At 67.2% G+C, this 22,494-nt stretch carries 26 protein-coding genes, 1 tRNA gene and 1 riboswitch; of the genes, 12 read left to right on the top strand and 15 right to left on the bottom strand.

The annotated features are described in order from the left end of the window. Positions 1-87 precede the first annotated feature (87 nt). Positions 88-726 carry a peroxiredoxin gene (locus ACN22W_RS04065; RefSeq protein WP_011351087.1) on the bottom strand — a complete coding sequence of 213 codons (639 nt, stop codon included), beginning with the start codon at positions 724-726 and terminating at the stop codon, positions 88-90. 319 nt (positions 727-1,045) lie between these two features. Here ACN22W_RS04065 and ACN22W_RS04060 point away from each other — a divergent pair, with 319 nt between their 5' ends. From ACN22W_RS04060 to ACN22W_RS04050, 3 genes are all read left to right on the top strand, one after another. Continuing rightward, on the top strand, positions 1,046-1,348 hold the full coding sequence (locus ACN22W_RS04060) for a DUF883 family protein (protein ID WP_048242877.1): 303 nt from the start codon (positions 1,046-1,048) through the stop codon (positions 1,346-1,348). 123 nt (positions 1,349-1,471) lie between these two features. Further along, positions 1,472-1,861, top strand: a complete 390-nt coding sequence (locus tag ACN22W_RS04055) for a phage holin family protein (RefSeq protein WP_048242878.1) — start codon at positions 1,472-1,474, stop codon at positions 1,859-1,861. Positions 1,862-1,904: 43 nt separating this feature from the next. Beyond that, the gene (locus tag ACN22W_RS04050; RefSeq protein ID WP_048242879.1) at positions 1,905-2,348 is read left to right on the top strand and encodes a DUF3318 domain-containing protein; all 444 of its coding nucleotides are present in this window, start codon (positions 1,905-1,907) and stop codon (positions 2,346-2,348) included. A gap of 54 nt (positions 2,349-2,402) precedes the next feature. On the opposite strand, the gene ACN22W_RS04045 is transcribed toward ACN22W_RS04050, so the two are convergent. The 7 genes from ACN22W_RS04045 to glyA all read right to left on the bottom strand — a co-directional run bounded on the left by ACN22W_RS04045 (position 2,403) and on the right by glyA (position 7,188). Next, positions 2,403-2,849, bottom strand: a complete 447-nt coding sequence (locus tag ACN22W_RS04045) for a type IV pilin protein (protein ID WP_419686348.1) — start codon at positions 2,847-2,849, stop codon at positions 2,403-2,405. Beyond that, a complete protein-coding gene (locus ACN22W_RS04040) occupies positions 2,846-3,319 on the bottom strand; it encodes a hypothetical protein (protein WP_419686346.1) in 474 nt (157 codons plus the stop codon). The genes ACN22W_RS04045 and ACN22W_RS04040 overlap by 4 nt, the downstream gene beginning before the upstream one ends. A gap of 191 nt (positions 3,320-3,510) precedes the next feature. After that, positions 3,511-4,344 (bottom strand): PilW family protein, encoded by an 834-nt coding sequence (locus tag ACN22W_RS04035; RefSeq protein WP_419686344.1) that lies wholly within the window; start codon positions 4,342-4,344, stop codon positions 3,511-3,513. Beyond that, positions 4,334-4,735 carry a type IV pilus modification PilV family protein gene (locus ACN22W_RS04030; protein ID WP_419686343.1) on the bottom strand — a complete coding sequence of 134 codons (402 nt, stop codon included), beginning with the start codon at positions 4,733-4,735 and terminating at the stop codon, positions 4,334-4,336. Before ACN22W_RS04030 ends, ACN22W_RS04035 begins: the two co-directional genes overlap by 11 nt. A gap of 5 nt (positions 4,736-4,740) precedes the next feature. Further along, positions 4,741-5,304, bottom strand: a complete 564-nt coding sequence (locus ACN22W_RS04025) for a GspH/FimT family pseudopilin (RefSeq protein WP_419686341.1) — start codon at positions 5,302-5,304, stop codon at positions 4,741-4,743. A 153-nt stretch (positions 5,305-5,457) separates the two neighbouring features. Beyond that, the gene (gene nrdR / locus ACN22W_RS04020; protein ID WP_006476792.1) at positions 5,458-5,937 is read right to left on the bottom strand and encodes a transcriptional regulator NrdR; all 480 of its coding nucleotides are present in this window, start codon (positions 5,935-5,937) and stop codon (positions 5,458-5,460) included. Positions 5,938-5,940: 3 nt separating this feature from the next. After that, on the bottom strand, positions 5,941-7,188 hold the full coding sequence (glyA, locus tag ACN22W_RS04015; protein ID WP_048242883.1) for a serine hydroxymethyltransferase: 1,248 nt from the start codon (positions 7,186-7,188) through the stop codon (positions 5,941-5,943). Positions 7,189-7,325: 137 nt separating this feature from the next. Then, positions 7,326-7,426, bottom strand: a riboswitch (ZMP/ZTP riboswitch). Between the two features lie 180 nt (positions 7,427-7,606). Here glyA and ACN22W_RS04010 point away from each other — a divergent pair. The 9 genes from ACN22W_RS04010 (at position 7,607) to ACN22W_RS03970 (ending at position 14,114) form a co-directional block, all read left to right on the top strand. After that, entirely contained in the window at positions 7,607-8,353 is a 747-nt protein-coding gene (locus tag ACN22W_RS04010) for an SDR family NAD(P)-dependent oxidoreductase (RefSeq protein ID WP_419686337.1), read from the top strand. 106 nt (positions 8,354-8,459) lie between these two features. Then, positions 8,460-8,945, top strand: coding sequence for a tol-pal system-associated acyl-CoA thioesterase (ybgC, locus tag ACN22W_RS04005; protein WP_129513816.1), 486 nt, complete (start codon positions 8,460-8,462; stop codon positions 8,943-8,945). A gap of 130 nt (positions 8,946-9,075) precedes the next feature. Further along, the gene (tolQ, locus tag ACN22W_RS04000; protein WP_129513815.1) at positions 9,076-9,753 is read left to right on the top strand and encodes a protein TolQ; all 678 of its coding nucleotides are present in this window, start codon (positions 9,076-9,078) and stop codon (positions 9,751-9,753) included. Between the two features lie 10 nt (positions 9,754-9,763). After that, positions 9,764-10,213 carry a protein TolR gene (tolR, locus tag ACN22W_RS03995; protein WP_034182823.1) on the top strand — a complete coding sequence of 150 codons (450 nt, stop codon included), beginning with the start codon at positions 9,764-9,766 and terminating at the stop codon, positions 10,211-10,213. Beyond that, on the top strand, positions 10,210-11,217 hold the full coding sequence (gene tolA / locus ACN22W_RS03990) for a cell envelope integrity protein TolA (protein WP_419686336.1): 1,008 nt from the start codon (positions 10,210-10,212) through the stop codon (positions 11,215-11,217). The genes tolR and tolA overlap by 4 nt, the downstream gene beginning before the upstream one ends. 111 nt (positions 11,218-11,328) lie before the next feature. Beyond that, positions 11,329-12,627: a Tol-Pal system beta propeller repeat protein TolB gene (gene tolB / locus ACN22W_RS03985; RefSeq protein WP_419686334.1), complete on the top strand. Its 1,299-nt coding sequence runs from the start codon at positions 11,329-11,331 to the stop codon at positions 12,625-12,627. Positions 12,628-12,644: 17 nt separating this feature from the next. Continuing rightward, the gene (gene pal, locus ACN22W_RS03980; protein WP_048242889.1) at positions 12,645-13,157 is read left to right on the top strand and encodes a peptidoglycan-associated lipoprotein Pal; all 513 of its coding nucleotides are present in this window, start codon (positions 12,645-12,647) and stop codon (positions 13,155-13,157) included. Between the two features lie 19 nt (positions 13,158-13,176). Further along, the gene (gene ybgF / locus ACN22W_RS03975; protein ID WP_048242890.1) at positions 13,177-13,926 is read left to right on the top strand and encodes a tol-pal system protein YbgF; all 750 of its coding nucleotides are present in this window, start codon (positions 13,177-13,179) and stop codon (positions 13,924-13,926) included. 111 nt (positions 13,927-14,037) lie between these two features. After that, a tRNA-Lys gene (locus tag ACN22W_RS03970) sits at positions 14,038-14,114 on the top strand. A gap of 249 nt (positions 14,115-14,363) precedes the next feature. On the opposite strand, the gene ACN22W_RS03965 is transcribed toward ACN22W_RS03970, so the two are convergent. The 7 genes from ACN22W_RS03965 to ACN22W_RS03935 all read right to left on the bottom strand — a co-directional run bounded on the left by ACN22W_RS03965 (position 14,364) and on the right by ACN22W_RS03935 (position 22,451). Then, positions 14,364-16,700: a hypothetical protein gene (locus ACN22W_RS03965; RefSeq protein WP_419686332.1), complete on the bottom strand. Its 2,337-nt coding sequence runs from the start codon at positions 16,698-16,700 to the stop codon at positions 14,364-14,366. A 78-nt stretch (positions 16,701-16,778) separates the two neighbouring features. Further along, positions 16,779-17,933, bottom strand: a complete 1,155-nt coding sequence (locus ACN22W_RS03960) for a beta-propeller fold lactonase family protein (RefSeq protein ID WP_419686331.1) — start codon at positions 17,931-17,933, stop codon at positions 16,779-16,781. Between the two features lie 43 nt (positions 17,934-17,976). After that, positions 17,977-18,924 carry a fatty acid desaturase family protein gene (locus tag ACN22W_RS03955; protein WP_419686330.1) on the bottom strand — a complete coding sequence of 316 codons (948 nt, stop codon included), beginning with the start codon at positions 18,922-18,924 and terminating at the stop codon, positions 17,977-17,979. Further along, entirely contained in the window at positions 18,921-19,538 is a 618-nt protein-coding gene (locus tag ACN22W_RS03950) for a phosphatase PAP2 family protein (protein WP_419686328.1), read from the bottom strand. The genes ACN22W_RS03955 and ACN22W_RS03950 overlap by 4 nt, the downstream gene beginning before the upstream one ends. Next, entirely contained in the window at positions 19,535-20,692 is a 1,158-nt protein-coding gene (locus ACN22W_RS03945) for a hypothetical protein (RefSeq protein WP_419686327.1), read from the bottom strand. Before ACN22W_RS03945 ends, ACN22W_RS03950 begins: the two co-directional genes overlap by 4 nt. Continuing rightward, on the bottom strand, positions 20,689-21,438 hold the full coding sequence (locus ACN22W_RS03940; protein ID WP_419686326.1) for a hypothetical protein: 750 nt from the start codon (positions 21,436-21,438) through the stop codon (positions 20,689-20,691). Before ACN22W_RS03940 ends, ACN22W_RS03945 begins: the two co-directional genes overlap by 4 nt. After that, complete coding sequence (locus ACN22W_RS03935; RefSeq protein WP_419686325.1) at positions 21,435-22,451, bottom strand: hypothetical protein; 1,017 nt, start codon at positions 22,449-22,451, stop codon at positions 21,435-21,437. Before ACN22W_RS03935 ends, ACN22W_RS03940 begins: the two co-directional genes overlap by 4 nt. Positions 22,452-22,494 lie beyond the last annotated feature (43 nt).

The following is a 22,494-nucleotide window of genomic DNA, read 5'->3' as shown; positions in this document are numbered from 1 at the left end:
CCGGCATGACTGCCGGGCGGGCCGTTTTTCCATCCGATTCGCGATCCGGGCCGTCGGCCCGGTACCGCGTTCACACGCCGCCGATGCTTACTTGTTCGGCTGCGGCGTCAGGCGCAGATACGGACGCACCGCGTTGAAGCCCTTCGGGAAACGCTTCTTCAGCTCTTCCGGATCCTGCAGCGACGGCACGATCACGACGTCGTCGCCATCCTTCCAGTTGCCGGGCGTCGCGACCTTGTAGTTGTCGGTCAGTTGCAGCGAGTCGATCACGCGCAGCACTTCGTCGAAGTTGCGCCCCGTGCTGGCCGGATAGGTGATGGTGAGACGCACCTTCTTGTTCGGGTCGATCACGAACAGCGAGCGCACCGTCAGCGTCTCGTTCGCGTTCGGGTGGATCATGTCGTACAGCTGCGAAACCTTGCGGTCCGCATCGGCGATGATCGGGAAGCCGACGACCGTCGACTGCGTTTCGTTGATGTCGTTGATCCAGCCCTTGTGCGATTCGACGCCGTCGACCGACAGCGCGATCACCTTCACGTTGCGTTTCTCGAATTCGCCCTTCAGCTTCGAGGTCAGGCCGAGTTCAGTCGTGCACACCGGCGTGTAGTCGGCCGGATGGGAGAACAGGACGCCCCAGCCGTCGCCGAGCCACTCGTGAAACTTGATGGGGCCCAGGCTCGATTCCTGCTCGAAATCCGGTGCGATGTCGCCAAGACGCAGACTCATGATGTTCCCTCCTCGAACGATGCTGGTTGAAATCGCGCGCCGGGTTGGCGCGGGACAGTCTGTCAGCTTACGGGAAGCAATGGGCCGTGCGAACGATTATTCCGTTTGATATTCATACTTTTTTGTCATTTTTACCCGGTGCTGCTGCACGACGACCGGCCGCGGAGGAAACTTTTCACCCCGTTTGCCGCTCTGTTCATGATTACAAGTCGTTTACCATGCAGTCTTGCGCTGCCGCCGTGCGTCTTCCCGGCTCGCCAGCAGGCAGTCGTTTCGCTACGATGTGAACCTGCAGCATGACAGCACGATGGGAGTTGCAATGTCGGAAATCAACAAGGAGAAACTGATGTCGGATATCAAAACCGTTCTCGCGGACGCCGAAGACCTGCTCAAGCAAGCCGCCAGCAGCACCGGCGACCGTGCAGCCGAACTGCGCGAGAAGGCCATGTCGCGCCTGAAGCAGGCCAAGGACAAGGCAGCCGACGTCCAGGTCGTCGTGGTCGAGAAAGGCAAGAAGGCCGCTCGCGCGACCGACGACTATGTGCACGAGCATCCGTGGACGTCGATCGGCGTCGCCGCCGGCGTCGGCGTGCTGGTCGGTCTGCTGATCAACCGCAAGTAACGCGCTCTGCGCCGTTCCGTCCCGTGGGCCGCGTCGCGCGGGCCACGGGCGTCGAAGCCGCCCGGCGGGTGCCGCCGGCCGGCTTTGTCCTAGCTGCTCACTGCACGCGCAAGCATCTCATCCATGACGACAGACACTACTTCGCAGCCGTCCGGCCAAGGACCGCTGCGCCGCCTCGTCGGCTCCGTGATCGGACTTCTGCAGACGCGCCTCGAACTGGTGGGCATCGAGCTCGCCGAGGAGAAGGAGCGCCTGATGGGCGTGCTGTTCCTCGGGCTCGCCGCGATGATGCTCGCGACGATGGCGCTTATCAGCCTGACCGTGCTCGTCGCGATCGCGTTCTGGGACACCTATCGCTGGCAGTCGCTCGCGGCGATCACCGCGCTGTATGCGGCGGGCGGTATCGCGTGCGCGCTGAAGGCGCGCTCGAGCCTGCGCGATGCGCCGACCGTGTTCGAGGCGACGCTCGCCGAACTCGACAAAGACCGCGAACTGTTCCGCGGCAAGCCGTGAACGCAGTCGCGCTCACCCCTCCCACCTACTTCGCCGACGCGCCATGAGCCAGAACGTTACGGGCAATTCACCCCGCTCCCATTCGTCGCGATCGAACTGGAGCGCATCGCAGCACCGCGCGCTCCGCAAGGAATTGCTGATCCTGCGATCCGAAGTCGAGCGGCTCGAACTCGCGGAGGCTGCCGGCGAAATGCGCCAGGCCGTCACGCGCTTCAGCTGGCTCAAGGTGTTCGTCCCCGGCCTGTCCAGCAACAAGTTCGGCCAGTCCGCGAAAAACCTGAACGCGAGCCTCGGCAACCTCGTCAACCAGTATCCGATGCTGAGTTCGCTCGCGTCGCTCGTGCTGGCGAAACCCGTTCGCTCGCTGCTGCGCGCGAGCGCGGGCCCCGCGCTGAAGTGGGGCACGCTCGGCTTCGCCGCATGGGAGGTCTACCGGATCTGGAAGCAGTCCCGCGACGAGCGCGGACTCGACGCGCACGACGACTGACACCCGGCGACACGCGCGCACGACCATGCGCCGTTGCGCGCCTTTCTTGCGAATTCAACGCACACCCCAGCAAGCAGCGCGCTGTTCGTCCGCGCCATCGCTCCGTACATTGCCCTTCGTTCCGTCCGAGCGCAGCGTGAATGCGCCGCAGGCGTCGTCGTGCATCGGGCCCGTGTCGAGCGGGCTTGCTTCCAGCTCATAGCTCACCGGCAAGTCGCCGCCGCCCGGCTGCCCGAGCGTCAATCGATAGACGGCCTGCCCGTCCGGCGGCGCCTGCGCGAGCACGTCCGGCAATGCCGCAGGCGGCGCGCCATCCAGCGTTTCGAGATAGTGGACCGCCCGGTACAGCGCGGACACCGCCGACGCGCGATGAACGCGCACGACATGCTCGCGATACGACGGGATGCCCCAGCCGGCCAGCACCGCGACGATCGCGAGCACGATCATCAGCTCGATCAGCGTGAATCCCGCCGATCGGTACACGAACGTGCGGCCGCTCATCGAAGCCCCGCTGCGACACGACGCCAGCGTAGCGCGACGATGCGCCCGTCGCGTATCGCGACCTGATGCTGCAGCCAGACGGCGCTCGACGCATGCGCGCCGACGCCACGCGCGGTGATGAGGTAAGCGCGGCCACCGGTCGGTCCTGCCCCGCGCCATGCCTCGATCAGGCATCGCGGCGGCTGCGCGGCCATCGGCCATCTGGCAAACGGCACGAACGCTTCGTCGGTTGCCAGCGCCGGCATACGCCGCCACGCGTCGGGCTCCGCGTGCGATTCGCGTTCGTGCATGTACTGCGCCGAGCCGCGCAGCAAGCGCGCGGTGCACGCCGCAAGTGCGGCATCGGCCGCATGGAATGCGATCAGCCGATCCGACAACGCACGCGTGCGGCGCGCTTCCGTCAGCGCGGATTCGAACCACGTGCCCGTCAGCGCCGCGACGGCCGCACTGACCGCGATCACTGCCGGCAATGCAAGTCCCGCGTCGCGACGCCAATCGCGACCGGCTGACCGCAAGCGTATGCGTGGCCCGCACCGCCGCGTAGTCGGGGTTCCCGCGCCGGCAGCATGCCGAAGTTCGTCGCCGTGCGCCGCGATGCGTCGATGCGTGTTGCCTGCCGCAACGCATCGCGATGTCTCCCGCTCGTGACGTCCTGCCCCGCTCATCGCAACACCTCACGTGCGTGCGTTGCGTCGCTCGACGTGTCGTTGAATGCAATCGCGGAATTCCTCAACGCGACGATGCGATCGAGCGTCAAACGTGCGCGGTTGTCCGGTGCAACGACAGTACGACCGTCGCAGTCGACGTGGCGCACCGGCGCGCGCATCGGCTCGCCGCGCGCACGCACGCAGACATGCACGGCCACGACGTCGCGCCAGTCGTCGACACGCATCGCATCGGCATCGACGAACGGCATGCCGCCGCGTCGCAAATAGCGCACGCGCAACTGATCGATTCCCGACACGACGGGCTGTGACGTCCCCGGGCGGCCGCTTCCTTCGCAATACAGTTCGGGTTCGCCCGTCGACGGGCTGACATGCGCATCGAAGCGGTTCTCGACCGGCGACCGTTCGCCGGACTCGCCGACACCCTGCCCGAGGCAGTCCGACACCTGGCCGCTCACGGTCGGCCATGTCGATACGACATCGCCGACATACCGGATCAGCACCCCGTCCGACGAAGCGCGCCCGGGCTCGCACCGCACCTGCTCGCCGACGCCCCGCACGCGCGCCATCGAGCAACCGAACACCGGCGGCAACGACGACGCCCCTTCGGCATCGAGCGGCCTGAATCCCGCCATCTGGATCTGCTGACCGATCAGCATCAGCGCGGTGCCGGCCGCATCGCGCATCCGGAACCCGTCTTCCGCACGCCGCTGCGCAACGCGTTGCGCGTGGTACAGCGCACCGGCCGCAGCGAGCACGAGGAGACCGACGGTCATCGCGATCAGCACTTCGAGCAGCGTATGGGCACGCATGCGGCGATCAACCTGCATTGGCGGCGGCCTCCCGAAACGGAATCCGGACACACGACGGCGGCTGCGCCGACACGCCAGCGGTTTCGCATCGCAGCGACTCCGCCGTATTGCCGCCACGCCAGCTGACCACCGCGTAACGGACACCGTCGGAGCCTTCATCGAGCGTCATCGCGCCGCCGGGCAACGACGCAGCCGCCAGCGCCGCGAGACCGGCGTCGCCTCCCGCTGCTGCGTGCGATAGCTCAATGCGCGCATCGGCCAGCCACAGCGCGCGCTCGCGCCAGATCGTCGACCGCTGCGCACGCGCCATCGCGAGCTGGCTGCCGGCCACCGCCAGCATCACCGTCGCGAGCAGCGCGATGGCCAGCATCGCCTCGATCAGCGACGTGCCGTGCATGGCGTTGCGCATGGCGATCACGCCGCGTCGCAACGGCCGGCGGCGACACGCGCCCGGCCGCCTGCCGCGATCCGCACGCAACGCGATACGCGCGCGTCGTCGACCCCGGACGGGCCGCGTCGCGGACGCAATTCGAAGCGCCGGATTCCGCCGACCGCCTGACCGACCGGCGGCGCGAACGCCAGATCGTGCGCCGCGCCCGCGACGGCCACTTCGGCATCGCGCGGATAGCGCCGCAGAACGCGCGACTGCCCGTCGAACTGCCCGCTGACGATCCAGTCGCACGACCATTCGGCCGGATCGCACCGCTCGCCGGCACGCAGACAGGCGCCGTCGCTCCCGGCCCGGCACAGCGTGACGCGCACGCCGAGACGCGTCGCCTCGGACCGCGCAAACGACAGCGCCCCGAGCAACGCGCGCGAGCGCGCGTCCACGCGTTCACGCATGCGCCACTGGTCGAACGCGGGCGCCGCATGGAGCGCGAGCCCGGCCGCCAGCGAGATGGCGACCATCAGCTCGACGAGCGTGAACCCGCACGAGCGTCGCACCACGTTTTTCAAGGGGTGACAGTGAAGTCCCATCGCAGTCGTCTTCCGTCAAGGTGATGCGACGACTGTAGCGACGCGTGCGGACGCACGCCATTTGCCGAACGGCCGACTGGCGACATGCGATCGCGGCCGACACAATCGACGCGAACTGAACCAATGGAGAAGACGATGAACGGACGCAGCGCGTCAGCGCTTACGCGGGGTCTTGGCGGGAGAGGCGCGACGGAACTCTTCGATCACGTCGGCAAATTCGGAAACGTCCTCGAACCGGCGATATACCGATGCGAAGCGGACATAGGCGATCGTATCGAGGCCGCGCAACTCGTTCATCACGAGTTCGCCGAGCTTCTCGCTACGCACTTCGCGCTCGCCTGTCGCGAGCAGTTGATATTCGATGCGGGCGACCGCCGCGTCGATCGCGTCGGCAGCAACCGGCCGCTTGCGCAGCGCGAGTTGCATGCTGGCGACGATCTTGCGACGGTCGAATTCCGTGCGGCTGCCGTCCTTCTTCACGACGAACGGCAGGGACAGCTCAACCCGCTCGTACGTCGTAAAGCGCTTGTCGCAAGCCGAGCAGCGACGGCGCCGGCGAATCGCGGCGCCATCTTCGGACACGCGCGAGTCTACGACCTGCGTGTCGTCATGCCGGCAGAACGGGCAGCGCATCGATCAGCGATAGACCGGGAAACGCTGGGTCAGCTCGGCGACCTGCGCGCGCACGCGCTCGATCGTCGCTGCATCTTCCGGGTTCTCCAGCACGTCGGCGATCAGGTTGCCCACCTTCTCCGCTTCGGCCGGACCGAAGCCGCGCGTCGTCATCGCCGGCGAACCCAGGCGCACGCCGCTCGTCACGAACGGCTTTTCCGGATCGTTCGGGATCGCGTTCTTGTTCACCGTGATGTGCGCCGCGCCCAGCGCCGCTTCCGCTGCCTTGCCCGTGATGTTCTTCGCGCGCAGGTCCACCAGCATCACGTGGCTTTCCGTGCGGCCCGACACGATCCGCAGCCCGCGCTTCACCAGCGTTTCAGCCAGCACGCGCGCGTTCTCGACCACCTTCTCCTGATAGGCCTTGAACTCCGGCGACAGCGCTTCCTTGAATGCCACCGCCTTCGCCGCGATCACGTGCATCAGCGGGCCGCCCTGGATGCCCGGGAAGATCGCCGAGTTGATCGGCTTCTCGTACTCGGCCTTCATCAGGATCACGCCGCCGCGCGGGCCGCGCAGGCTCTTGTGCGTCGTCGTCGTCACGAAATCCGCGTGCGGCACCGGGTTCGGATACACGCCCGCCGCGATCAGACCCGCGTAGTGCGCCATGTCGACCATCAGGTAGGCGCCCACCGACTTCGCGATCTTCGCCAGACGCTCGAAATCGATCTTCAGCGAGAACGCCGATGCGCCCGCGACGATCAGCTTCGGCTTATGTTCCTGCGCGAGCTTCTCGGCCGCTTCGTAGTCGATGTCTTCGTTCTCGTTCAGGCCGTAGCTCACCACGTTGAACCACTTGCCCGACATGTTCACCGGCGAGCCGTGCGTCAGGTGACCGCCGTGCGCGAGGCTCATGCCCATGATCGTGTCGCCCGGCTTGAGCATCGCGAAGAACACGCCCTGGTTCGCCTGCGAACCCGAGTTCGGCTGCACGTTCGCGGCTTCCGCGCCGAACAGCTGCTTCACGCGCTCGATCGCCAGTTGCTCGACCACGTCGACATACTCGCAACCGCCGTAATAGCGCTTGCCCGGATAACCTTCCGCGTACTTGTTCGTGAGCTGCGAGCCCTGCGCGGCCATCACGGCCGGGCTCGTGTAGTTTTCCGACGCGATCAGCTCGATGTGATCTTCCTGGCGGCGGTTTTCCTGTTCGATCGCTGCGAAGACTTCGGGATCGACGTTCGCGATGGTGCTTTGGGCTCTGTCAAACATACGGTTTCCGTTAAGTGTGTACAGGTTGACCGGAGTGGCCGAGTACGGTGCGTTGCTGGCGGGACCAGCTCGACGTGGCGGAAGAATCCGTATGACGCGAGGCAGGACAGCCACCGGCGATGCACGCAACGGCGCACAACGGCTGCCCAGGCGAACGGCAAAAACGGCGCCCCGCGCTTCACGGTGGGATGCTCCACCTTGAACCCGAAGGGTTCTATCGCCAGTCACGCAGGGGTGATGAGCGCGTTAGTGTATTGGATGCGTCATGAATAGGCAACCGCACGGCAGTGCGCCCCAAGCAATTGGGGCCAGACTCTACGCGCCCGTGCCGAAACGCTTTGGCGCCTTGCCGCGGTGCGGCAATCTCAGTAGGCTTGCGGGATACCACCCGCTACTTTGTCACCGACCAGGAGCAGCAATGATCGTGTTCGTCACAGGCGCGTCCGCCGGCTTCGGCGCCGCCATCGCCCGTGCCTTCGTCAACGGAGGCCACCGCGTCGTCGCCACCGCGCGTCGCAAGGATCGTCTCGATGCGCTCGCCGCCGAACTCGGCGATTCCCTTCTGCCGCTCGAGCTCGACGTGCGCGACCGCGCGGCCGTCGAAGCCGTGCCGGCCGCCCTTCCCGCCGAATTCGCGGCGCTCGACGTGCTCGTCAACAACGCCGGCCTCGCGCTCGGCGTCGAGCCGGCCCAGAAGGCCAGCCTCGACGAATGGCACACGATGATCGACACGAACTGCACGGGCCTCGTCACGGTCACGCACGCGCTGCTGCCCGGCATGATCGCGCGCGGCCGCGGCCACATCTTCAATCTCGGTTCGGTTGCCGGTACCTATCCGTATCCGGGCGGGAACGTATACGGCGCGACCAAGGCTTTCGTCCGACAATTCAGCCTGAACCTGCGCGCCGACCTGTTCGGCACGCCGTTGCGCGTCACCGACATCGAGCCGGGCCTGTGCGGCGGCACGGAGTTCTCCAACGTCCGCTTCCGCGGCGACGACACGAAGGCCGCGAACGTCTACCAGAACGTCCAGCCGCTCACGGCCGAGGACATCGCCGACACGATCTACTGGATCGCGACGCGCCCGGCGCACGTGAACATCAACACGATCGAGATGATGCCGGTCGCCCAGGCGCCGGCCGGCCTCACGATCCATCGCGGCTGACACACCGGGCACACCGCGGGCCGCCTCCGGCCGGCCCGCGGTGTGCTACGTCGTACTACATTCCGTTACGAAACCGTTACGAATCCGGTTCCCGCCTTCCGGTAGAATGCGCGCCATGACTCAGCCTACCCGCCCCCCGGAAGCGCCTTCCGGCTTTACCTGGCCGGTGCGCGTGTACTACGAGGATACCGATGCAGGCGGCATCGTCTTCTATGCCAACTACCTGAAGTTCTTCGAACGTGCCCGCACCGAGTGGTTGCGCGCATGCGGCATCGACCAGCGCCGGCTCGCCGACGATACCGACGCGATCTTCATCGTCCGCAGCACGTCGCTCGACTACCGCGCGCCGGCGCGACTCGACGACACGCTGGCGATCACGAGCCGGCCCGGACGCATCGGCCGCGCATCGGTGGAATTCAGGCAGGAAGCCTGGTGTGGCGATACGCTGCTCGTGGCCGGACACATCCGCCTCGGCTGCGTCGACCGTACCGGCATCCGGCCCGCGGCCATCCCGCCGGTCGTGCTCGACGCACTGCACCGTGGGCCCGTCATCGAGGCCGGGCAGACTGTATTGTCAACGAAGCTCGCATGAGCGCCGTTTAGACAAAGCCTATGAACTTGCCTTCCTGATTCGATACTAAGCAAGGTTCGGCGCCAGGCATGGCCGGCGCGCCGCGCCACACGCATACCGGGCGCCCCGAAGGGACGTTACTCAAACCTCTATGAACACTTCTCAAGACCTGTCGATCATTTCCCTCGTCCTCAACGCGAGCGTGCTGGCCCAGGCCGTGATGGGGCTGCTGCTGCTGCTGTCGCTGATGTCGTGGACCTTCATCTTCCGCAAGTGGTTTGCGATCCGCCGCGCGCGCGCGCAGACCGAACGCTTCGAGAAGGATTTCTGGTCGGGCGGCGACCTGCAGGCGCTGTACCAGAGCGCGGCCAACAACCGCCACACGATCGGCGCGCTCGAGCGGATCTTCGAATCGGGGATGCGCGAATTCCTGAAGGGGAAGGAAAAGCGCATCAGCGATCCGGGCCTCGTGCTCGACGGTGCGCGCCGCGCGATGCGCGCGTCGTTCCAGCGTGAAATGGACGTGCTCGAAGCGAACCTCGCGTTCCTCGCATCGGTCGGCTCGGTCAGCCCGTACATCGGTCTGTTCGGCACGGTCTGGGGGATCATGAACTCGTTCCGCGGCCTCGCGAACGTGCAGCAGGCCACGCTCGCGAACGTCGCACCGGGCATCGCCGAGGCGCTCGTCGCCACCGCGATCGGCCTGTTCGCCGCGATTCCGGCCGTGGTCGCGTACAACCGCTACGCGCACGACATCGACCGCCTCGCGATCCGCTTCGAGACCTTCATCGAAGAGTTCTCGAACATCCTGCAGCGTCAGGCCCAGTAAGGAGCGCGCCATGGCAGGAAGCCCCATCCGATCCAGCATGCGCGGCGGCCGCTCGCGCCGTGCAATGGCCGACATCAACGTCGTGCCGTACATCGACGTGATGCTGGTGCTGCTCGTGATCTTCATGGTCACCGCACCGCTCGTCGCCCCGTCGATCATCAATCTGCCGACCGTCGGCAATGCCGCGCCGCAGGAGCAGACCCCGCCCGTCGTCGTCAACATCAAGGCCGACCGCACGATGAGCGTCAAGTACAAGGGCGACTCGGGCGCGACCCAGGAAGACACGATGACGAAAGCCGAGCTCGACGGCTTCATCTCGGCCCGGCAGGCCGATCATCCGGACCAGCCGGTCGTGATCGCGGCCGACAAGACCGTGCAGTACGATGCAGTGATGACCGTGATGTCGGATCTGAAGGCGCGCGGCGTCAAGCGCGTCGGTCTCCTCGTCAAATCGCAATGAACCCGCAGCAATCCACGCGCGGCACCGGCTACCCGCCTCAGCCTCCCCGCGAGCGCGGCACGTGGCGCGCGTTCGCGCTCGCCGCGCTGATGCACGTGCTGCTCGCGCTGTTCCTCTATCACGGCGTGCAGTGGCAGAACAGCACGCCGGCCGGCGCCGAAGCCGAGCTGTGGACCGAGGTGCCCGACGTCGCCGCGCCGCGGCCCGTCGTGACGCCGCCCGCGAAGGTCGCGCCGCCCCCTCCCCCGGTGCGCGACGAGCAGGCCGACATCGCGCTGCAGCAGAAGAAGCGGCAGCAGGAAGCGGCCGCGCGCGAAGCGCTACTCGAGCAGCAGCGCCGCGCGCAGCAACTGAAGGCGCAGCAGGAAGACGACGCCCGGCGCGCGCAGCTCGCGGCGCAGCAGGCTGCCACGCTCGCCGCGCAGAAGGCCGCGGAACGCGACAGGCAGAAGCAGGCCGACAAGCTCAAGCAACAGCAGCTCGCCGAGCAGCAGAAGCAGGCACAGCTCGAGGCGCAGCAGGCGGCGAAGGCCAAGTCCGACGCGGCCGCGAAGGCGAAGGCGGAAGCCCAGGCAAAGGCGAAGGCCGAAGCGAAGGCTAACGCGGCGGCAAACGCCAAGCTCGACCGCGAACGCAGCGCACGCCTCGCGCAGATGCAGGGCCTGTCCGGCGCCGGCGAAGGCGGCGGCGAAGGCCTCGCGAAGAGCGGCACCGGCACGGGCTCCGGCGGCAATGCCGCCACGCCCGGCTATGCTGACAAGGTGCGCCGCCGCGTCAAGCCGAACATCGTCTGGGCCGGCGAGCGTACAGGCCTGACCACCGTCGTCAAGATTCGGTGCACGCCGACCGGTGACGTATTGAGCGCATCGGTCTCCCGCTCCAGCGGGAATTCGGGGTGGGATCAAGCCGTGGTCAGTGCGATCCACGCGTCGGTCCCGTTGCCGCCCGATTCTAACGGTCGTACCCCGTCTGACATTACGATTACCTTCAAGGCGGCGGAGTGAAAGGAAATACGCTTACACTCCGTGCGTCGCGGTCAGACGGGAACGAATCGGGTATTTTTACTGTCTCTCTGCGGTTGCGCAGCGATCCAAGCCATACGGGAAGCAAGAAGCATGAGTTTGATGACAAAGCTAGGTTTCAGGGCACTCGTGGCCTCGTGTCTGATTACGGCGGGCAGCGCCGCTAACGCCCAGGTCAACGTGCTGATCACCGGCGTCGGGTCGACCCAGTTCCCCATTGCCACCGCGAATTTCGCGAATGAGGCAGGCCTGCCGCAGCAGGTCACGTCGATCGTCCGCGCCGACCTCGCCCGCAGCGGCAAATTCACCAACATCGACGCGGGCAGCACGCCCGTGCCCGAGACCGCCTCGGTCGATCTCGGCGCATGGAAGGCCAAGGGCGCGAATGCGTTCGTTGCCGGCAGCGTGAACCGCGAAGCGAGCGGTCAGTACAAGGTCAACTTCATCCTGTACGACACCGTGAAGCAGCAAAGCCTCGGCGGCCTGTCGCTGACGGCCGCAAACGACGGATCGCTGCGCAAGGTCGGCCATCAGATCGCCGACTATATCTACCAGAAGCTGCTTGGCACGCGTGGCGTGTTCGCCACGCGCCTGTCGTACGTGGTCAAGATCGGCAACAAGTACAAGCTGCAGGTCTCCGATTCCGACGGACAAAATGCGATTAGCGCATTGACGAGCGCCGAGCCGATCATCTCGCCGGCGTGGTCGCCGAGCGGCACGAAGGTCGCGTACGTGTCGTTCGAGCGCAAGAAGCCGATCGTCTACATCCACGACCTGCCGACCGGCCGCCGCTACATCGTCTCCGACCAGAAGGGCAACAACAGCGCGCCGGCATGGTCGCCGGACAGCAACACGCTCGCCGTCGCGCTGTCGCTCACGGGCAATACGCAAATCTATACGGTCAATGCGAACGGCGGCGGCCTGCGCCGTCTCACGCAGAGCAGCTCGATCGACACCGAGCCGTACTACTCGCCGGACGGCCGCTGGATCTACTTCACGAGCGATCGCGGCGGTGCGCCGCAAATCTACCGGATGCCCGCACAGGGCGAAAGCGCCGGTGCCGCGCAGCGCGTGACCTTCACCGGCAGCTACAACACGAGTCCGCGCGTGAGCCCGGACGGCAAGCAGCTTGCCTACATCTCCCGCACGGGCGGGGGCTTCAAGCTGTATGTGCAGGATCTGCAAACCGGCGCGGCGAACGCCATCACGAACACGAATCACGACGAATCGCCGAGCTTCGCGGCAAACGGCCAGTACCTTCTGTACGCTACCCAGTCGGGTGGTCGCAACGTTCTGGCAGCAGTGCCCTCCGACGGCAGCGCGCCGCCGCAAATCCTGTCCGTCCAGGGCGGCTCCGTTCGTGAGCCGTCGTGGGGGCCCTTCATGCAATGACCACAAGGAGAGTAACCATGATGTCGAATAAAGCTCGTCTGGCCCTGGCCGTGATGATGATCAGCGCGCTCGCAGCGTGCAAGTCGGGCGTGAAGCTCGACGACAAGGCAAACAACGCGGGTGCGGTAAGCACGCAGCCGAGCGCCGACAACGTCGCGCAAGTGAACGTCGATCCGCTGAACGATCCGAACAGCCCGCTCGCGAAGCGCAGCATCTACTTCGACTTCGACAGCTATTCGGTGAAGGACGACTACCAGTCGCTGATGCAGCAACACGCTCAGTACCTGAAGAGCCACCCGCAGCGCCATGTGCTGATCCAGGGCAACACCGACGAACGCGGCACGAGCGAGTACAACCTCGCGCTGGGCCAGAAGCGTGCGGAAGCCGTCCGTCGTGCGATGGCCCTGCTCGGCGTGTCCGATTCGCAAATGGAAGCCGTGAGCCTCGGCAAGGAAAAGCCGCAGGCAACGGGTCACGACGAAGCATCGTGGGCGCAGAACCGTCGCGCCGACCTCGTCTACCAACAGTAAGTAACGGAAGAATCGCCGTATGACGCACCGTGTATCCTGGCTGCGCGTCGCCGCAGCAATCTGCGTCGCGGGCGCGGCGTGGTCGGCCGCGCCGGCGCACGCCGGCGTGTTCGACGACAACGAAGCGCGCCGCGCCGTGCTCGACCTGCGCAGCAAGACCGACAACCTGGCAAGCCAACTGTCGGCCGCCCAGCGTACGATCCTCGACCAAACCAGCCGTCTCGACCAGCTGAACCAGCAGGTCGCGACGCTGCGCGGCGAAAACGAGGACCTGACGAACCGGCTGACGACGCTCGAGCGGCAGCAGAAGGAGTACTACCAGGATCTCGACACGCGGCTCAAGAAGTTCGAGCCGCAGCAGGCGACGATCGACGGCGTCGAAGGCACCGTGCAGCCGGGTGAGACGGATGCGCTCAGCGCGGCGCAGCAGCAGTTCCGCAACGGCAACTTCAAGGCGGCGGCGGCTTCGTTCCGCAGCTTCATCGCGAAGTATCCGCAGAGCCCCTACCAGCCGACCGCGCAGTACTGGCTCGGCAACGCGCAATACGCGCTGCGCGACTACCGTGGTTCGACCGCGACGTGGCAAGGGATCGTCAGCAAGTTCCCGCAGCACCCGCGTGCGGCAGACGCCCTCGTGGCGATCGGTACGAACCAGCTCGAACAAGGCCAGAAGGCGGCCGCAAAGAAGACGTTCGAGCAGGTTGTCTCGCAGTACGCGGGGTCGAACGCGGCGCAGACGGCACAGGGCAAGCTCGAAACGATCAAATAATTATCGTGGCGGATTGTTGACGCACTAACAATCCGCCGCTATAATCTTTTGCTCTTCGGGTCGTTGGCTTAGTTGTTAGCGCAGCGGATCTCGAGAAGTGCTTGAGCACGTGGGGTGGTAACTCAGTTGGTTAGAGTATCTGACTTTTAATCAGAGAGTCGAGGGTTCGAGTCCCTCCCACCCTACCATCTATCTTTTTGATAGATGCAATTGAAGCCTCCCGCGCGGAGGCTTTTTTGCGTCTGCTTTCTGCGCGTCGAATTCGCAAGCATCCGGCATCCTTCCTGACTCGCCTGATGACTCAAGGCTCATCGCCTAGCAGGATGCAAAAAGAGGCTCGGCAGCCATGCCAAGCCCCTTTTCGTTCGGCTCGTGCCCTGCACTGGCGAATCACTACGACCGACGCGCCTGCAAACAAACCACAATCACCCTGTCCATCACGGCTGACGCGCATTCGCCGCCACGGCCCCGTCGGACGTCGCCGTCGCAACCGGCACCTGCCCCACCGCGGCTCCCGGCGCCCGCAACCGCACGATCCCCGCCTCCCCCACTTCGACGAACAGATCGCCATGCGGCGTGACGACCATTCCCGACGGACGATTCAGCGACCCCGGCAACGCGCCGGGACGATTGCCGCGCGACCCGAGTTGCCCGACGATCACCGCCGCATCGCCCTTCGCGTCGATCCGCAACACGGTATGGTTCCCGCTGTCGCTCACGTACACGTTGCCGCTTGCATCGGCCGCGATCCGGTCGGGCATGCACCACGTCCAGTCGCAACTGATCAGGTTGTTCGTCAGCCGGTCCTCCTCGTCGCGCGACTTCGCCTTCGCAAGCGCGCCGTAGTACGCGTGCTCGGCGGCCGGCCACGGCCCGGGCAGGAAATGGATCCGGTGGGCGCCGGTCGCGGGATCGATCTGCCAGATCACGTCGCGGCTCAACACGTAGAGCTGTCCTTGCGGGCCGATCGCCAGATCTTCATAGCTGCCCGGCCGCCGTCGGCTCGCGACGAAACGCTCGACGTCTTCGCGCGGAATCTTGTACTGCTGCGCCTCGCGCGCCACCGTCGCAACCGTTCCCGTCGAGAAATCGAGCCGGCGGATGCTCGCGCCGTGGCCCGCCACATACGGACTGTCGTCGAGCACGTACAGTCGGCCATCGCGATCGAAACGCAGGTAGCGCGGCCGCCAGAACGTCGCCTGCGCGAACGGGCCGTCGACCCGCGTCTCGTCGCTGACCTTGCCGCTCACCGTCTGCACGTTGCCCTGCGGATCGATGCGCCGGATCAGCGCATTGCCGCTATCCGCGACATACAGGTTGCCCGACGCATCCAGCGCGAGCCCCGACGGATAGCGGAAGCGTGCGCTCAAGCGCGGCCCGTCGCTGCGCCCCTTGTCGTCCGGCGCGCCTGCCCACAGCTCGCCCTTGCCGTCCGGCGCGATCCGGTAGATCGCGTCGTCGAGCCGGTCGACGTAGTAGATCGTGCCGTCGGCGGCAACCGCGAAGTCGTCGTCGACCGATCCCGGCAACGGCACGACCTTCGTGTCGGCCGTGTCGGTCACCAGCAGCGCATCGCTGCGATTGCTCACCCCCGCGTACGCGAGCAGGCGACCGTCCGGCGCCGCCTGCAGCACGACCTCGCCGCTGCCCGTCGTCACCAGCCGGCGGCCCGATCCGTCGATCGCCAGCGACGTCAGGTCGCGATCGTCCGAGCGGCCGCGGCGCAACGTCGGCTGCGCGATGCGCACGGTCGCGCCCGGCTTGCCGTCGGCACCGACGGTCACGATCGAACGTGCGCTGGCCGCGATCATCTGCCCCGCGCCGTCGAACGCAAGTGCGATGTAGTCGGGATCGTCGTGTGCGTCGCTTGCTTCGGTGTTCTTGTCGGTCTCGCTCGCCGGCGCCGCGCCGATGAACGGCACGCTGCCGGCCAGCGCAGCGACCGGACCGGGTTCGGGCGGCACGCGCGTGGCAGCCGCCGCTGCGTCGCTCGCAGCCGCCGCCACATCCGATGCGTCGGCGGCCTTGCATGAAGGCAGCGGCGTATAACCGGTCGGCGTCACACGGCCGAACGTCTTGCCGTCGGTGATCCAGATCGCGCCATCCGGGCTCGCCGCGATCGCGCGGATCCGCGTCGGCGTGCAATCGCCGTCGGGCTGCTTCCACGTCGCCACCGATCCGTCGGCGCCGACGATGCGCAAATGGCCCGAGTACTGTTCGAGCGTCCAGAGCCGGCCCTGTCCGTCGAGCGCGACGGCGTCCGGTTGATCGAGCTGGCCGACCCCGCGCGGACCATCGACGTCGCCCGACTTGCCCGGCACGCCCGCGATCGTCACGACGGTGCCATCCGGCCGGATCGCGCGCACCAGCGAATTGCCGGCGTCGGCCACGTAGACGATGCCGTCCGGCGCGCGCACGGCGTCACCGGGCTGGTCGAAGCGCGCGGCGGACGACGCGCCGTCCTGATACGCGCGCACTCCGCTGCGGCCGGCCAGCGTCGTCACACGGCCCTGCGCATCGATATGCCGCACCGTCGACGCGTACTTGTCCACCACGAGCACGCCACCGTCACGATCGGCATGCAGCCGCAGGGCGCCGGCGAAACGCGCAGCCGCGCCGGTGCCGTCGAGATTGCCTTCCGAACCCGGCGTGCCGGCTACCCATTCGAGCGACGGCCCGCCCGCCAGCGGAAAATTGCCGCATGCGCTCAGCAGCACGGCCACGGCCGCGCAGGTCGCGATGCGCACGCCCAACCCGTTCGCATTCCGGATCATCTTGTTCTCCTTACCCGTTCCATTCACGCCGGCTGCCGGTACGCGCATCGCGTGGGCCAGCCGGACGATTCCTGTCGTTCACTGCGACGCGGCTTGCGCAGCCGGTTGGCAGAACAGCTCGCCGTTGGCGGCGACATAGTCGGCCAATCGCCCCGGATCGCGCACATCGAACAGCGACACGCTGCCGTCCTGGCTCGCATTGAGCACCGCGAGCCGGCTGCCGTCCGGACTGAACGTCAGCGCGAGCGGCCATTCGCCGGTGCGATATGCCGCGCGCAGCATGCCCGTCGCGCGATCGGCGACCAGCACGGTGTTCTCCTGCGGCAGCGTGAAAGCCACCGTGCGGCCGTCCGGGCTGAACGCCAAGTGATAGCTCGTCAGCGCGCGGCAATACTGCGCGGCCTGACGCGGCCGCAACGTGTTCGCGTCATAGGCTGCGATGCCGTCGCGAAACAGCGCGACCAGATCGCCGGAACGCGGTTCGACCGCAACGTCGTATGCGTCGGAATCGGCGATCGTGCCGACCTGCGCGCGCGTCTGCGTATCGAAGGCATCGATGCCGCCCGCCACGCCGTTCGTGACGAACAGGCGCCGGCCGTCCGCGGACAACGCGAGCGCGGCAGGCCGCCCGAACGGCTGGTTGCCGGCGCTCCCGCCGCTCAGCGCAATCGGCTTGCCGAGCGTGCGGAAGGTCGCGAGATCGACGACGGATACCGAATTGGCGACCACGTTGAGCACATACGCGCGCGTGCCGTCCGGCGACACCGCGACGGCCTGCGGAAAACGCTGCACCTTCGCGACGCCATCGACACGCCCGCTGTCGAGATCGAGCTGCGCCAGCGAATCGGGACGCATCGAGCTGACGTACGCATGGCGTTCGTCGGCAGCGATCGCGATGCCCGTCGCCCCCATCCCGCGACAAAAGTTGTCAGGACACCCATCCTTGGCTGGCTTCGCCGGTCGATCGCCCAGATCGCGCATGCGCTGCCCGGCCGCCACGTCGATCACCGCGACCGTGTTGTCGCTGTTGCTGGTGACGTACAGGCGCTTGCCGTCCGGCCCGAACGCGATGCCGGCCGGCCCGCTACCGACCGCGATGACGGCCGGCGCATCGGTCTTCGCGGGCGTTGCCGCCGCAGGGTCCGTCTGGGCGCACGCGCCGGCCGCCAGCATCGCGAGCGCCACGGCAAGCACCGCCCGATGCAGGATCCGCGGCTTGAAATCGACTCTCACTTTTTTGCTCCTGGAAGATGGGCATGCGGCGCCGGATGACACCTCAGCGCACGCTCACGTCGCGCAGCACCGCACCGTATCCCGCGTACAGATTGCCGTCGGGCAGCAACTGCCGCTGCGCGAGTTGCCGGTGCACGATCGGCAGGTTATGGAACGGCATCCGCGTGAACAGGTGATGTTCGATATGGAAATGAATCGCGTGCGGGCCGAACAGGAACGTCTGCCACGAACGCCGGACGATCGTGCGCGCGTTGCGGCTCTGGTCCGCGCCAGCCGGCAGCCCCGCGTGCTCGAAGATCGCGCGCACCTGCCCGGCGAGCGGCAACAGCGTGACGGACGGCACGATCCACAACGCGACGTACAGCAGAGGATGCCCGGCCAGCGCCAGCGCGCCGAACAGCACGCCGTTGCCGGCCAGCATCGACGCGACTTCCCACGCGGCATACGCGCGCGACTTGCCGACCTTCGGCAACGCATGCGCAAACTCGCCGCGCGCGAGCTTCACGACGCTCGTCACGTAGCCGATCCCGCACGCGTAGGCGAGCAGGCGGCCGGCCAGCCGCCCGCGCGTCACCGGATAGTCGTGAACGCCGAACAGCAGCGCGACGGGATCGTCCGACTGCATCGGCGCGCGATGATGCTTCAGATGGCCCGCGCGATACGTGCGCAGCGACAGCCACAGCGGGCCGGCCGCAAACAACTGGCCCAACGCGTCGTTGACGCGCCGGTTCCGTGCCAGCAACCCGTGCGCGCCTTCGTGCATCATCACCGCGAGCGCGAGCTGGCTGCGCGCGATCACGATCGCGGCCAGCGCGTACACGAGTGGATGCGGGAATGCGATCGCAACCGCGAACGCGGCGGCAATCATCAGCCAGTCGCCGGCCAGCGCCGCGCCGACGCGCGACGCGCTGACGCGAAACAGCGCGGGATCGGGCACGAACCGCGCGAGCTCGGCATTCGATCCGGCGTGATGAACCTGGGCATCCGTCACGCGAGCCTCCTGCGCAGCGAACGGCGCTCGACCCACAGCGCACTGACCATCGCGAGCGCCACGCCGCCCAGCACGTCGGCAACCGTATGCTGCTTGAGCGTCAACGTCGACGCACAAATCAGCAACCCGATCGCCGTTACCGCTATCCGGCGCCGGTCCGCGAGCATCCGGCACGCGAGGCACGTCACCGCGACGTGCAGGCTCGGAAAACCGTTGGCCGCGACATCGAGCTGCCACATGCGCGCAAGACGTTGGCGCAGGAACGCATTGCCGATCTCCGCGACATCCGGCCTCGGCACCGCTTCCGGAAACAGCAGGAAGGACACGACACCGAGCACGAACGCGATCAGCGCGGCCTCCTTGAACGCGGCGAACGCGGATGGCCGTGCATACGCGGCAAGCGCAATCACGAACGGAAAGAAGCCGACATAGATGGCCCACGACCACGCGATGAACGGAATCCGCGCATCGATCGCCGTGGCGAACACATAGCGCGGCGTGACGCCGCGTTCCAGCAAAAGGAAGATCGCAAGGCCGGCAACCATGCCGAACATCGCGGCCAGCATCTGCCGGATATCGAGCCGGCGCTCGTCTCGAAACGACAACGTGTTCATCGCGGCGCCGGCGCCTCGCATCGCGTATCGCCGTCGATCGCCTGCGCCCGCGGGCGCAACGCGAGGACGCGCGACGTCCATGCATCGACGCGCGCACGCGCATGCTCGCGACCGGCGATCGTTCCCGCCGGTGTGCCGGGATTACACATCAGCTCGGTTGCGGCCTGCCCGACTTCGTGCCGGAACGCGGCCGCATCGCCGCGCCACGTGACGACGCGGTGCACGAGTTGCAGCCGTGCCGCGCGCGCGGCGTTGCTCGCCTGCTCGGGCTGATCGGTCAGCACGAGCAGGATCGGGCGGCGATACACGCGCGCGATCGACAGCGCGGCCATGCCGGGCGCCGATACGATCAGCGGCGCATGTGCGGCGCGCGTCGGCCAGTCCGCGTCGACGCCGGTCCAGCCGTCGTGCCCGGCGTAACCCTCGCCCACGCGGTGCGCGGCGAGCCCCGCGTCGCGCATCCCGGCCGACAGCGCATCGGCAATCGCGACATCGCGAAAGTGCGGGTTCAGATAAACGGCCGCGGCAGCCGGTTCCGAAGCCGGCAGTTCGGCGGCGACCGGTACCGGCGTCGGCAGCCGGCAATGCAGGTGCGAGCGCGGCACATCGTCGGGGACGTCGTACGCAAAGTCGTGCTCAATGCAGCCCAGCGCCGAATCGATCTGCCAGTCGACGATCCGCGCGAAAGCACGCGCCAGCGCGCGCGGCAGCCGCTCGTCGAAGTTCGCGGTCAACGCGCGGCGGAGACTGCCGCCATACACGTGCACGATGCGACGCCGCCAGCCCGGCACCGCGCCCATGAACAGCAGCGCCGGATGAAACGAGTCGTTGATCACGAGATCGGCATCGCGGACGATCGCATGCAGCCGCGCGATGTCGCGCAGCATGCGTGTCGGCCTGAACACGTAGTGCGCGACGTTGCGATCGGTCGCGTCGCGCAGCATGTTCTGCCGTTCGTCGAACTGCACCGCGTAGTGACGCGACAGCACGGCCGCGTCGATGCCGAATGCCGACAGGAATGCCTGCCCCGCATCGGACGTCGTCAGCACGTCGACCTGCGCACCGGCCGCGCGCAACGCATGCACGAGCAGTTGCGCACGCATCAGGTGGCCGCGCGCGTCGGCCGTCGCGAGATAGACGATCCGCTGCATCATGCGTGCGGACGAAGCGACTGGAGCCAGCCGGCCGCGTACAGCGCCAGTGCGCCCGTCACGCCGAAGCCGGCCTCGATCGCGCGAATCTCGTCCAGCAACGCGGCAAGATGTGCGGCTTCGGACGGTGCAACGAGACGGCGCAGCGCGTCCGAGCAAAGCCGGACGTGTCGCGTCTCGTCGGCGAGCACGCGCGCGAACAGCGGATACAGCGGATGCGCCGCGCCGATCGTCTCGCAGTGGCGCGCGAGCACGCGCATCGCCATCTGTTCCGCACACAGGCCCGCCGCATAGGCGGGCACGAGCTTGCCTTGCGCGAAGTGCGGCGCATGGCGCTGCGCGAGCCGCCGCCATCGGATGATCTTGCGCCGGCTCAGCCAGTCGAGTTCGTGCGGCGTCGTCGACGGCACGACGCCGCGCGCGCGCAGCGCATCGGCAAATACGGCCGCGTGGCGGTGCTCGTCCGCGAGATGCTGCTCGATCCGCGGCGCAAGCCAGTCCGGCGGCTGCCCGGTCCAGTCCTCGTGCAGCGCGCACTCGGTCGCTTCTTCGCCGATCAGGTACATGCGCAACAGCCAGCGCTCGCCATGCGGGCTGCGATGCAGCCGCCGGAGCGCCGCCCGCTTGATGCGATCGACGAGATAGGCGCGTGCTCGCGCCACGCCGCGCGGCACGGGCGCATCGAGACAGTCGAAGCGCTCGCCGTGCGACGCCTGCGGCGAAGCGGGCAGTTCGCGCGCCGAGGTCATGCGGGCATGCCCCGTGCGGACGCGGATTTCGTCGCGGCCGCCGCAGCAGCAGCCGAATCGCGACGCCAGCCGAGGATCAGGCCAACGAAGCTTTCCTGCATGAACGCATGCGCGGATGCGGCCGCGCCCGCGAATGCCTCCTCGTGGCCGTTCACGCGCAGATAGCCGGTGCCGTCGCGCGCGCCGAATTCGATCCGGTCGTTCTTCCTGAAGCCGCGCTCGCGCACGTCCTTCACGAGTGCACTGCCGTCGAGACCGAACAGGAACAGCTCGCGCTGCGCGACCCACACCGGAATGTGATCGCTCAGCGCATCGAAACGGATCGACCACGTGCCGGACGCGAGCGCGCGATCGACGTCGGCATCGTGCGGTGCGTTCGACGTGAAGCTCGCGCGCGCGACCGACTTCGTCAAGCCGCCGACGCCGAGCGCGATCGTGATGTCGTCCGCCGACGGCTGCTTCGGATCGGTCGCGCTCACCTTCACGAGGTGCCGCGCGAGCCGCGATGCCAGCGACGGATGCGCGAACAGCGCAAGCGTTTCATCCGGCGTGAGCATGTCGCGCTCGCCGTCGCCCTCCTTCACGCGCACACGATAAGGATCGATCCGGACATCGGTGAACTTGCCGCGCACGGGCGCATGAACGTACACGTCGCGATCCCACTTCGCGCCATCGCGACGCAGCAGCACGTGCACGCTCAACGGCACGCGCCGGCCGTCGCCGTCGACACCCGTGCCCTGCAGCAGCACGTCGCCGAGCACGTCCTTCGTGCGGCGATTCGCATCGCTCGAAAACACGATCGCATGCGCGTCGGTATCGATGCTGGCATGAACGTCGGGCGCATCGAGCGCGACGCGATTGCACTCCGTCGCGGCCGCGCTCGCAAACGGGCAGCCGCTTTGCGACGCGAAGTGGACGATCCCGCGCCCCGCGTGATCGACCGGTGCGGCATGGACGCCGGCGCTGGCGGCAAACAGGGCGAGGCAGGCAACGCGGGTGGCGAGTGAGGGCATGGTCGTCGTCGGGATGGATGCAGGGTGTCGGCGGTCGTGGCGG

The sequence above is a fragment of the Burkholderia theae genome, assembly GCF_048565265.1.
Taxonomy (GTDB): domain Bacteria; phylum Pseudomonadota; class Gammaproteobacteria; order Burkholderiales; family Burkholderiaceae; genus Burkholderia; species Burkholderia theae.
Note: the sequence above shows the minus strand (reverse complement) of the source record. Positions and strands in the feature narration are given on the sequence as shown.